Origin of the sequence: Pseudomonas sp. 22526 (genome assembly GCF_052044735.1) — a bacterium.
GTDB classification, from domain to species: Bacteria; Pseudomonadota; Gammaproteobacteria; order Pseudomonadales; family Pseudomonadaceae; genus Aquipseudomonas; species Aquipseudomonas piscium.
Genome location: NZ_JBQENK010000016.1, coordinates 1 through 9,558 on the forward strand (window position 1 = coordinate 1; position 9,558 = coordinate 9,558).

Genomic DNA, 9,558 nt, shown 5'->3' on the forward strand with positions numbered 1-9,558 from the left:
GGAGCGAGCTTGCTCGCGATCAGCCGCGCAGCGGCGCTCTCACCACACCCCGATCTGCACCACCTTCTCCGCCTCCGGTTCGCCATAACGAAACCTTTGCCCACGCAGGTCGATCTCTTGGTGGCTGATGGTGGTCCGCCGCTTCAGCCCGCGTAGCCAGTCGAACAGATAGCCCAGATGCTCCTCGCGCACCGCCGCATAGGCCGGGTCGGCACCGAGGTCGTGCAGTTCCTGCGGGTCATTGAGCAGGTCGAACAGCTGCGGGCGGAAGCCGTCGTAGGCCAGGTATTTCCAGCGCTCGCTGCGCACCATGGTCATGCGGCAGCGGTCGATGGGCTGCGCCAGGCGCTCGCGGGCCGGGGCCTGGAAGGCGTAGTCGTATTCGCTGATGGCGTAGCGGCGCCAGTCGCCCGCCGTACCATGCAGCAGCGGGATCAGCGAGCGGCCTTCCAGCCGGTGTTCGGCGCTGGGCAGCCCCAGGGCGTCGAGAAAGGTCGGCAGGGCGTCGATGGTTTCCACCAGGCGCTCGTCCACCGTGCCACGGCTGATATCCGCCGCCGCCCGCGGGTCGCGCACGATCAGCGGCACGCCTACTGCCGGCTCCAATAAAAACTCCTTTTCCCCCAGCCAGTGATCGCCGAGAAAGTCGCCGTGGTCGCTGGTGAACACAACCAGGGTGTCATCCCAACGCCCGTTGCTCTGCAGGAAATCGAACAGGCGCCCAAGCTGATCGTCCACCTGCTTGATCAGGCCCATGTAGGTCGGCACCACGTTCAGGCGCACCTCGTCGCGGGAGAAATTCTGGCTCTCCTGATGCTGGCGGAAGGCGGCATACACCGGGTGGTCGCTGGCCTCGTCGACGGTGGCGCGCACCGGGGCGATGACCTGCTCGGCCGTGTACAGCGCGTGGTAGGGCGCCGGCGCGATATAGGGCCAGTGCGGCTTGATATAGGACAGGTGCAGGCACCAGGGCTGCTCGCCCTGCTCCTTGATGAAGTCGAGGGCGCGGTCGGTGGTGTAGACGGTCTCCGAATGCTGCTCGGGGACGCGGGCCGGCAGGTGGGCGTTGCGCATTTTCCAGCCGCTGAGGATTTCACCCCGTTCACCTTCGGCGGCGTTGGCCCAGTCGTGCCAGGGGTTGCGCCCCTGGTAGCCCTGTTCGCGCAGGTAATGGGTGTAGGGCGCCGACTCGCGTTTGTCGTCGAACAGCGGGCTGTCGGGGAAGATCCCGTCGTGGCGCAGGTAGGGTTCGAAACCGACCTCGTTGAGGGCTTCGGCCTGCTGGCTCTCGGGGTCGATGGCCAGGCGCTGCAGGGCATCGAGGTTGGGCGTGGCGTGGGTCTTGCCCACCAGCGCGGTGCGGATGCCGTGAGGGCTCAGGTAGTCGCCGATGGTCAGCTCTTCCAGAGGCAGCGGCACGGCGTTCCACGCCACCTGGTGGCTGCTGACATAACGCCCGGTGTAGGCCGACATCCGCGACGGCCCGCAGATGGTGCCCTGGGTGTAGGCGCGGCTGAAACGCACGCCGGCAGCGGCCAGGCGGTCGATATTCGGCGTATGCAGATGGGGGTGGCCGTAGCACGACAGGTAATCGCGACGCAGCTGGTCGCACATGATGTACAGCACGTTGCGCACGGGTTGGGCGGGGTTGGACATGGGCTTCACCGATCGAAAGACAGGTGAGGGTTTTCGCTTTCGCCGGGCGTTACGACAAGCGCATTTGGCGCATGGTTTTTATGCACGACCTGCATGGGGCGAAGACGACCCTGTAGCCGCTGCCGAAGGCTGCGATCGCCCCGAAGGGGCGCGGCGATTTCAAGACCGCTGAAGGCCTGCGGCCTTATCGCAGCCTGCGGCAGCGGCTACAGGGTCGGCGTTTCAGACTGCGAAGTTCTCCAGCGAACACACATCCTCATCCAGCGCATCGGTGCGCTTGATCTCCTCGATCATCGCCTCGGCCAGTGGCGACAGCCGGTACCCGGCGCGGCTGACGATGCCGTAGCGGGTGTACAGCTCCTCCAGGTCGTCGGCCAGGCCTTGGATCTTCAGGCACACCAGCTCGCCCCGGGCGTTGTGCAGTGCATCGCTGTAGGCGCCGATGATGCCGATCGCATCCGAGCGCATCACCACGCCGAGCAGGCTGTAGCTGTTCTCGCATTCCACATTCGGGATGAAATCCGGCCGGCCGCTGAGATCGACCACGACCTTGCGCAGGTTCGGCGGGCGGATGGTCGCGGCCAGCGGGTAACTCATCAGCTCGGCGGCGCTGACGCTTTCCTGCCGGGCCAGCGGGTGCCCGGCACGGCAGCAGAAATGCCATTTGCGCGGGCGCAGGCGCTGGGTCAGGTAATCCGGGTTGGCCTCGAACTGCCGGGTGTCGGCGACGAAAAATTCGAACTCTTCGCTGAGCAGGCGTTTGCTCAGGGTCTGCCAGTCATCCACCTGGAACTGCACCCGGGCCTTGGGGTAACGCCCGATAAAGCTACCGATGGCCCGGGGGATCAAGCCCGCCGCCGGCGCCGGCCCGCAACCGAAGCGCAGCTCGCCCGCCTCCAGACCGTTGAACTGGCTGATCTCGTTGGCCAGTTGCTGCGCGCCGCTGACCAGCCGCCGCGCATGTTCGAGCAGCACCAGCCCCTGTTTGGTCGGCGCCAGGTCCTTGCGCCCGCGATCCACCAGCTGACAGCCGACGCTGTGCTCCAGGGCCTGGATGCTGCGGCTGAAGGCCGATTGCGACAGGTTCACCGCCAAGGCGGCCGCGACAAAGCTGCGCTGTTCGGCGAGGGCGATGAAGTGACGGAGCTGGCGCAGATCGATATGCATTTTTCACATTGAAAATATCGGGGAAATGCATTGGCTATGCATTAGGTCGACTCTTTATAAAGGCAATCTCTTATTCCGTAAATCTTATTAAAAACATAAATAAATAACTTAAAAGAATATACGGATCAGTCTGTTTTTTGCCCAGGAGCCGCCCATGAGCCCGTTGAACCTTGCGTCCCCCACTTCGCCCCGACGGCTCAAGCGCCTGCCGCTAGCCCTGCTGCTGGCCGGTAGCGCCGGCTGGTCCCAGGGCTATGCCGCCGACGCCGAAACGCCTGTCGAGGCCCCGGCCAAGGCCAATGCCGCCCGGTCCGCCGCCAGCGGCCAGCTGGAAACCGTGACCGTGACCGCGCGGCGTCGCGAGGAGAGTGCCCAGGACGTACCGACGCCGATGAGCGTGATCGGTGGCCAGGCCCTGGAGAGCCAGCGGATCTATCGCATCCAGGATCTGCAGCAGCTGGTGCCGAGCGTCAACGTCGCCTACATGCACGCGCGCCAGTCCAGCGTGTCGATCCGCGGCCTGGGCAACAACCCGGCCAGCGACGGCCTGGAAGGCAGCGTCGGCCTGTACATCGACAACGTCTACCTGGGGCGGCCGGGCATGGCGGTGTTCGACCTGATGGACATCGAGCAGCTGGAAGTGCTGCGCGGTCCCCAGGGCACGCTGTTCGGCAAGAACACCACCGCCGGGGTGATCAACATCAGCACCCGCGCGCCGAGCTTCACTCCCGAGCGCAGCATCGAGACCTCGGTGGGCGAGGATGGTTACTTCCAGACCAAGGGTACGATTTCCGGGCCGCTGAGCGACGAACTGGCCGGGCGTTTTTCGGCCTATCGCACCCGCAGCGACGGCGATATCAAGAACGAACACGACGGCCATGACCTCAACGGTGGCTCGCGCCAGGGCTTCCGTGGCCAGCTGCTGTTCAAGCCCAACGAGAACTTCAACCTGCGCTGGATCGGCGACTACAACGAAGAGGATTCCAGTGCCGGCACCCGGGTGTTGTACAGCACCGGGCCGACCATCAATGGCGTCAACCAGTACCAGTCGCGGGCCACCGCGGCCGGCGCAACCCTGGTCGACGGCACGCACCGCAAGGTCAACCTGGACAACGATCAGCACGTCACGGTGTTCCAGGGCGGCACCTCGCTGGAGGCCAACTGGACCCTGCCCAGCGACTTCACCCTGACCTCGGTCAGCTCCTACCGCTGGTGGGATTTCACCCCGCGTAACGACGACGGCCTCAACGTGCCGGCCAGCTATAACGCCGGGGTCTCGGTGGAAGATAAGCAGTGGTCGCAGGAATTCCGCCTGGCCTCGCCCACCGGTGGTTTCTTCGATTACGTGCTCGGCGCCTACTACTTCGGCTCCGACCTCGATAACAAATCCTTCAGCTATTACGGACCCAAGGCGGACATCTGGAACGGCACGCCTACCGGCGCCCTGAACAACGTCACCAGCATCGGCAACGGGCATATCCGCACCGACAGCTTCGCGCTGTTCGCCCAGGGCACCTGGCACCTCACCGAGCGCCTGGATTTCACCGCCGGCCTGCGCGGCACCTATGAAGAGAAAAGCGCCTGGGTGACCCGTAACGCGCCAGTGGGTGGCGCCGCGGTGACCGGAGCTGCGGCCACTGCGCGGCGCGGGCGAGCCGGGGCCTACGACTCCGGCGACCTCAACCAGTACAGCACCAGCCCCTCGGGCCTGCTCAACCTCAGCTACCGCTTCACCGATGATTTGCTGGGCTACGCCACCCTGTCCCACGGCGAGAAGTCCGGCGGGGTCAACCTCGCGGTCGGCTCGGCGCCCACCGCCGGCGCCGACTCGCTGCTGATCGGCACCGAGCGCGCCAACAACGCCGAGCTGGGTTTCAAGAGCACCCTGTGGGACAAGCGCCTGCAACTCAACGCCAACCTGTTCTGGACCCAGGTCAACGGCTACCAGACCAACGCCTATGACGCCAACAACCGCGTGCAATACCTGACCAACGCCGGCTCGGTGCGCTCACGGGGCGTGGAATTCGAAAGCACCCTGATCCCCCTCCGTGGCCTGACCCTGAACTTCAACGGTTCCTACAACGACGTGCGCTACCTGTCGTACAAGGACGCGCCATGCCCGCCCGAAGTCAGCCTGCGCCCGGGCGCCCCGGCCTCCTGCGACCTCAGCGGCCACCAGGTGGTCGGCGCCTCGAAATGGATCGGCAATGCCAACGGCGAATACAAATGGAACCTGGACAACGGCCTCGAACCCTACGTCACCGGCAGCTACGCCTTCCGCTCCAAGGCCGTCGGCACCGTCGAGGATTCCGACTACGGCCAGATCCCCAGCTACGCCGTGGTCAACCTCTCCACCGGGTTACGTGGCAACTATGAGCAGGGACAGTGGGACGTGTCGCTCTGGCTGAAAAACGCCTTTGACAAGACCTACTACACCACCCTGTGGTCGGGGGGGAATGGCGGCTACGAAGGTTTGCTCGGCACCCCGCGGACCCTCGGCGTGACAGGCCGCTACGACTTCTGACCGGACGCCCTGTGCTTCTGTAGGAGCGAGGCTTGCCCGCGATAGCGCCCGCCCTGACACACCACGGCGCCTGCATCGCAAGCCATCGTGCTCCTACAGAAGACGCTTATTTACAGCTGTAACCGTCAGGCATGGTCACCGTGTAATTACGCTGCACACGGTCGCGGAAATCCAGGTTCTGCAAACCCTGTTGCACCACAAAGGCCTCGACCTTGCCGTCCTGACAATCGTCGTTCTGCGACGACACCCGCAGCAGATACACCGCACGCCTGCTGGCCTCATCCCTGGCCGTCACGGTAAAGGTGGTCAGCCTGGCGTAACCGGTCCGCTCCGAAGTGCCCACCGGGCCATAACTGGTATTGGGCGTACTGGTACAGACCAGCTTGTCCTTTTTCTTGCCATCCTTGCACACCGTAGAGGTGCTGGTCGGGACCTGCCCATACTCGGTGGCGGTGTAGCGATACGTCACCTTCTTGCTCTCGATATCCAGGGTCACCGTCATCTTGATCGGCGCATGCTTCTTTGGCAGCGTCGCCTCGGTGAACACCTCCCGGAACCCCTGATCCTTCATCGCATTGACCATATCGCGCAGGTAATAACGGGCATTCAGCGCATGCTCGTCATTACCCTGGGTGACCGTCACCAGCACCAGCGCCTGCCGATCAAATTGATAGTCCGGATCCGGTGTGCCATTGAGCGCCACCCCGAGCTGCGTCGCGCAGCCGGTCAGCAGGGTGGACAGCAGGAGGAGGGGGTAAAGCAGGTATCGAGTCATGAGGGTCTTCGTTGTGTTGCGGGGGAGTGGATAGGGATTAAACGGATGAATGCGGGAATAAACAAATGGGCAGTGGGGGTGAGGGTACGGGTTGCTGGGTTTACGGCAGGTTAATGCGCCTGCCGGGTGTTATCGCAGGGGGAGGGAGCATGACTGGTTTGGCGGGGGAGGTGGTTGCGGTTTTTTGTCGCTGGGGGGCGATGGGGTTTGGTGGGAGTGGGTTGCTCGTTGCTGGCAGCGAAGCTTTTTGCAGTGGGTTCCTCAGCGCCGGTCAGGCTTCTTTGGAAAGCTGTTCTTTCAGTATTTCGCACTTCAATAGAGTGCCTTCCCGATCTGGAACTTCGTTGCTTTGGCACCAGTGGGTGATGGCCGCAACCCCATCAGAAAATGAAAGCACCACATGCTCATCCATAAACTCGAAAGCCATGCCTTTTTGCAGGTATTTGGGAATGCGCTCAGCGTCCTCGTCGGTGCTGATGTAGATCCCGGACATCTCTATACCGAAACCTTCTGAGGCGATGAGCTTGTCCAAGGCTACTGGTAGAAAGCTGGAGTTATTCAGGGAGGAAGAGTCTGTAAGGTCGAGCAAGCAGTTGTGGATAAGGCTTTTTTGTTTGAGTGTCAGTGGGATCATGGTCTGTATTACCAGTTGGTTTTATATCAGTCACATTGAGTGACTATGTAGATACGATCATCAACGTCTTCGATTCTACTGCCAAAAAAATAGATCTCGTTTTGATTGAACAAAGTGTAGTTTCTTTTTGCTCGGGACTTGCTTCCGCCAAAGATATCCAATTCTTGTTGTGCAGGGGCGGTATCGATGATCGGAAATGATTGTTCTCCGTGTACTTGCAATAGGAAGTCCAGGGCCGCGCCCCTGTACTGACCCGGTGTCTCATCATCCATAAGCCATTTTGGATTATCACCAGCCCATCCGAATACATCACTGCCTTTGCTGTGGCTAAATGCTAAAGGAGTCATTGCGATCCGTATCGGGTAGTCACTTGCATAGACCTTTTCTTCATTTCTGAAAAGAAAGGCTGCAAAATATCTTTGATAGCTCCTTAAGAAATTATCAGGAATGGTTGCCCCCCAATAGTGGGACCTTGAGCATTTCAGGGATCGTATAATCTTCGTTGAAGTCATCAGTTGCTGCGAAAACACTAAGTGTGCAGCCATGTAGTGAATGAGCTTCTGGAAACTGCAGCGTGAAATAAAAGCTCATCAAGCTACCGTTTGGGCTCTTGGGTATGCTTTTCCCTTGGGGGATGGCTGGTTTGCCGCCAATGTATGAGGCGGATTCAGTTTTGTAGGCTTTATTGACGTACATGAATTTAATTTGATTTCCTGAAGAGTGGGTAGGTTTTGCCGGTGTCAGGGAGTTTCGAATTGAGAGTTTTTGACGCCTCTAGATCATACTTCTAGCATGTAATCCTCATTTCTTGTTCTGGATTTGCATTAGCTAAATTTCGAAAAGGTTATTTATTGTTGCTGTCCATCCGCTTGGCACTCGAATGACTTGAAGGTTGTGTTGTGACTTTATAAGCTCGGTGAATTTTAATCTGCTCTGGTGAAGTAAGGAGGCTATGGAGTGTCCTAGGCCATCGCGCCGTAGTGATTACTGGTAAAGTCCTTTGGATGCGTTAAGAGTGTTAATAATTTCCTCTTCAGATATTGAGAGGTCATCAAGATTGTTAGGGTCTAAATCTCCCCATTCTTGTCCGTCGTCAATTTCAATAAAAAGAAGTTGGGTGTTTTTTCTATTGAAAAAAGCAATGATGTCACGAATTTCTTTTTCTCGCACTGTATGATCGTTTCCATACAGCTCACATGTGTAGAAGAAACCTTTGTCGCCCATGCTTAATTTTTTTTGAGATCCAATCAATGACATCTTGAATCGTTGGTGCAAAAAAATGGCGATTTCAAGGTCATTAGTTTGAACTGCGGAGGCGATACTTATTTTGGATATTTTGAAAGCTCCTGGATTTGTCACTGATTTTGCAGCGACTTGAAGATACTATCTGGGTAGAGAGGGAGCTACAAGTTGGCAGAAATCGATGTATCCTGTAGGAAAATTCTCTGAAAATATTAGAGAGAAATCGCTCTATTTGATTTTATGTTTAAATTTGTCTTAGATAAAGGCGCTTGTAAGTTAAAGTGTCAAGAAGAGTTTCAGTGGTTGAGTTGGTAAGGGAAGTCCTCAGCATTATAAATACTGAGGTTTGCTTCGTGTTTTGATTTCTTACCAAGTTGATGGGTCTTCAATGCTCGCTTTGGCTAGATCGTCCTTCCATTTTTCGCTTGCTAGCCTAAAGATCTCCTCGAAAAAAGCTTTTGGGTTTCTCATTTCGTCCCATCCTGATGGAAGTGACGAATACTCCTCAGGATTATCTTCGAGTAGCTTGTTAAAGTCGAAGCTTTTATCAAGTAGTGCATTTTCCAAAGATTTCAAAAGAACAAATTTATGTCTGTATGAAATACTTTTGTATCTATTAAGGCAATATTTTTCTATCAGCTAAATACGGTCTTTTGGATTTTCCGGATCGTAAGCTTCGAGTTCAACACCTAGCGTTTCCTCTCTGTCATAGATATCAAACCCTCCTAAAAAGTATGCTGGTATTGGAAGGTAAGGAACGCCTGAATCTTTATCTAATAACATCAGAGCCTCATCTTAGTTTGGAGTGCGGTAAAGGGGCGGTCTGCTGAATCAAGTTTTACTTCGGCCCCATTCATGCTGTCATTATAGAGTGGATTAGCTTTGTCCCTCTTGTTTGGTGTGTAGCCCCTACCCGCATCAGGCATCTCCATTCGAACAATATCGTTAAGGCTTCCACACTCTTGTCGTCTGCTTGTCGTGAAATAAAAATCTTACTTGTTGGGTGAATTTCATAAAAACAGGCGAAAGTCGAATTGTTTTTTAGGGAAGGTTTTTCTGCATTTAATGGTCTATTGGTTAACTAAGACGCTGAGTTTATTTACCATGTGGATCTATCTTCAGATGCCGCCTTTGCAAGGTCTTCACTCCAAATATTTTGTGCGACATTAAGAATGTCTTCAAAAAAACTTCTGGGAGTAATGATTTCATGTGCGCCCCAGGGTGACGAAGAGTACTCTTCGGTATCGTAGTCGTATTCAAATAAAGAATCAAAATCATACTCTTTTTCTGAAATTGCCTTTTTCAGTTCTTCAATTAAAACTAGCTTGTGCCGGTACGTAAGGTAATTTTGATCATGTAATATGTAGTCCGTAATTATTTTTCTTCTATCGTTGTGATCGTTTGGGTCAAATTTTAGTAGGTTTTTTTTAAAATTTTCATCTTTGTATTCTGTATCTATGCCAGCCAAAAACGAAGCGATGGTAGGTTGATATGGTAAATCAGTACGTGGGGCCATCAACATAGTGGTTTCTCTATTTAATTGAGTTGATTTTTTTGGCT

The 9,558-nt window shown here is 56.5% G+C and carries 10 protein-coding genes; 1 reads left to right on the forward strand and 9 read right to left on the reverse strand.

The genetic code is table 11. The features are described from left to right. Positions 1 to 39: 39 nt before the first annotated feature. Both ACTJKT_RS22365 and ACTJKT_RS22370 read right to left on the reverse strand, forming a co-directional pair. Positions 40 to 1,656, reverse strand: coding sequence for an alkaline phosphatase family protein (locus ACTJKT_RS22365; protein ID WP_440788617.1), 1,617 nt, complete (start codon positions 1,654 to 1,656; stop codon positions 40 to 42). A gap of 222 nt (positions 1,657 to 1,878) precedes the next feature. After that, positions 1,879 to 2,823, reverse strand: coding sequence for a LysR family transcriptional regulator (locus ACTJKT_RS22370; RefSeq protein WP_106696223.1), 945 nt, complete (start codon positions 2,821 to 2,823; stop codon positions 1,879 to 1,881). A 154-nt stretch (positions 2,824 to 2,977) separates the two neighbouring features. On the opposite strand from ACTJKT_RS22370, the gene ACTJKT_RS22375 reads away from it, so the two are divergent. Then, positions 2,978 to 5,347, forward strand: coding sequence for a TonB-dependent receptor (locus ACTJKT_RS22375; protein WP_440788618.1), 2,370 nt, complete (start codon positions 2,978 to 2,980; stop codon positions 5,345 to 5,347). A 106-nt stretch (positions 5,348 to 5,453) separates the two neighbouring features. Here the strand turns inward: ACTJKT_RS22375 and ACTJKT_RS22380 are convergent, their stop codons facing one another. The 7 genes from ACTJKT_RS22380 to ACTJKT_RS22410 all read right to left on the reverse strand — a co-directional run bounded on the left by ACTJKT_RS22380 (position 5,454) and on the right by ACTJKT_RS22410 (position 9,520). Then, a complete protein-coding gene (locus tag ACTJKT_RS22380; protein WP_440788619.1) occupies positions 5,454 to 6,122 on the reverse strand; it encodes a hypothetical protein in 669 nt (222 codons plus the stop codon). Between the two features lie 271 nt (positions 6,123 to 6,393). Continuing rightward, complete coding sequence (locus ACTJKT_RS22385) at positions 6,394 to 6,756, reverse strand: hypothetical protein (protein ID WP_440788620.1); 363 nt, start codon at positions 6,754 to 6,756, stop codon at positions 6,394 to 6,396. A 26-nt stretch (positions 6,757 to 6,782) separates the two neighbouring features. Next, complete coding sequence (locus tag ACTJKT_RS22390; protein ID WP_440788621.1) at positions 6,783 to 7,103, reverse strand: hypothetical protein; 321 nt, start codon at positions 7,101 to 7,103, stop codon at positions 6,783 to 6,785. Positions 7,104 to 7,197: 94 nt separating this feature from the next. Next, on the reverse strand, positions 7,198 to 7,452 hold the full coding sequence (locus ACTJKT_RS22395; RefSeq protein ID WP_440788622.1) for a hypothetical protein: 255 nt from the start codon (positions 7,450 to 7,452) through the stop codon (positions 7,198 to 7,200). Positions 7,453 to 7,740: 288 nt separating this feature from the next. Continuing rightward, a complete protein-coding gene (locus tag ACTJKT_RS22400) occupies positions 7,741 to 8,013 on the reverse strand; it encodes a hypothetical protein (RefSeq protein ID WP_440788623.1) in 273 nt (90 codons plus the stop codon). 624 nt (positions 8,014 to 8,637) lie between these two features. Continuing rightward, positions 8,638 to 8,781 (reverse strand): hypothetical protein, encoded by a 144-nt coding sequence (locus ACTJKT_RS22405; protein ID WP_440788624.1) that lies wholly within the window; start codon positions 8,779 to 8,781, stop codon positions 8,638 to 8,640. 316 nt (positions 8,782 to 9,097) lie between these two features. Then, a complete protein-coding gene (locus ACTJKT_RS22410) occupies positions 9,098 to 9,520 on the reverse strand; it encodes a hypothetical protein (RefSeq protein ID WP_440788625.1) in 423 nt (140 codons plus the stop codon). Positions 9,521 to 9,558: the final 38 nt, after the last annotated feature.